The following is a 1901-nucleotide window of genomic DNA, read 5'->3' as shown; positions in this document are numbered from 1 at the left end:
TGAATTCGAGTCGAGCAATTTAGACGAAAGAGGATTTATTTCTCTGATAAACATCATATGAAACTGTAATTAACTCATAATTTTGCCTGGAATATCATTATACTATGTATTTGTGTAATTAATTCTGTCTGACTACTTATTAGCGAGACCCTTCTTTTTTATCACAACTGGGTACTTTTTCGCTCTTGAGATTTATTTGTCCATAAGCCGAAATTTTTGAGGCTGGTCAATCGGGCGAAAACATTTGCCTGTAAAGGTTCGAGGGCCCTTGTCGCCCCCTGAAGGTCTCTAGTCCGTTCCGCTGGAAAGCGCGAACAAAGTATTGCCAATTAGCGCGGTGAAGAAATCGACGGCAAAGTCGATCGTAATCCCCTTCAAATCTATCACTTTTATTTTTCTACAATCAGCTCTGGCAGGGCAATCAAGCAATTTAGTCCCCGGCCCCCCAGATTCATTTCTTCGCAGACTCAGGACAGGAGTAATTCTCCAATCCAAAATCCAAAATCCAAAATCTAAAGTCGGCTGACCATTTTTTCATGAATCATCTTCATCTGTGACAATTCCTCCAGCAGTCCCTGCGGTAGGGGAATTTTCACAGCTTCCAGCATACTTTGAATCCGATACCTCCAATCGTGACGGGCTAAACTCTCAACATAGTTGCGTTTGTATATAGAATTAAGCCTCACCTCGTCTTGTAAAAGTTCATTAATGAATTCAACACTTTTTTGCGGGTCATCGGGCAACTCAATAGTAGCATCTTCCCAATTCATCAACTCATCCATTAGAGGTGTAGTTGGACGCTTCCCAACTACCGCACCGCCAGTGGCTGTACCATAAAACCAACGCAGTGTAATAAACGAGTAAGGAAACCGACGCATACCAGGATATAGCGGGTCAAATGCCAAGGTGAGTTTGCTATGTCTGAGAATGTGAAATAGCAGCCGAGAATCTGGCTCGTCTCTACGCATTTCGTAAGGCAATTTCGGAAATAGCTCTTCTGTTCTGGGCGTAGATTTATAGTAAATTTGTTCGGAACCAGGTTCATTGAATTTATTGCAAAACACAGTGTCATACTGTGAGGGTATCCGCCCGAAGCTTGTTAAATCTATTGAACGCTTGAGTTGACACGAACCCTGAGCGAGAACATCAGCAGCAAAAGGAATCAGCGATACTGGTATACCAAAACTTTGTTTCAGTTCATCTATAATTTCAGGAAGTGCAACGAATAAATGATCTAAATGATAGACATTTTTTGAATAAACTTCCGGTTCCCAAGAATCGAAAATATAACCGATGACAACATCAAAACTGTCCCTCCACTTAGGTATACTTGAGAGTAGTTCCAGATCGGCTCCTGATATCCCAATCAGCAGTAAAACATTGGGTTTGTCCGACAATTGAGGTAAAAGTGGTAAATTATATACACCTGTAGTAGACTTAACAGCTTTACGGAGTATTCGACCGGGTAGCAGATAAAGTGTGTATGACCACTGGAATACATCGCGGGCAGATGGTACCAAAAGTTGTGCGTTGCAGGTTCGTACAACAATATTTTCTAATTCAAAAACAGGGTCCCAGAATACACTTGAGATTAAAGCCCGTGAAGAAAGTACAAAAATATTCATAGCTCAATTTGAATTTTATTAAATGAACCCGCACATTATACCAAAGACGAGGGGATTAGGGTAAATTCAATCGTCCTGGACGCAACAATCCTTGGATAGGGGCAACCATGGGGGGATTGCCGTTACACAACCCTATATGTAGGGCTTGCTGAAAAAGTGAGAAAACAGCATTTAGAAAGATGAGTGAATTCGAGTTCTCCTCGGCAATATAAGTTTTGTCAATTGTGTTCTGGCGAAACATAGCTTTTACCAATGATTGAAGCCAAAAAACATGAA

At 41.1% G+C, this 1901-nt stretch carries 2 protein-coding genes; both read right to left on the bottom strand.

What is annotated here, in order from left to right; all coding sequences use genetic code 11:
* Window positions 1-512: 512 nt before the first annotated feature.
* Window positions 513-1625, bottom strand: coding sequence for a glycosyltransferase (locus ACUVJL_RS39065; RefSeq protein ID WP_445250725.1), 1113 nt, complete (start codon window positions 1623-1625; stop codon window positions 513-515).
* A 55-nt stretch (window positions 1626-1680) separates the two neighbouring features.
* On the bottom strand, window positions 1681-1901 hold a 221-nt coding region (locus ACUVJL_RS39060; protein ID WP_445250724.1), incomplete at its 5' end, for a hypothetical protein.

The sequence above is a fragment of the Microcoleus sp. OTE_8_concoct_300 genome (assembly GCF_031383065.1).
Lineage (GTDB): Bacteria > Cyanobacteriota > Cyanobacteriia > Cyanobacteriales > Microcoleaceae > Microcoleus.
Note: the sequence above shows the minus strand (reverse complement) of the source record. Positions and strands in the feature narration are given on the sequence as shown.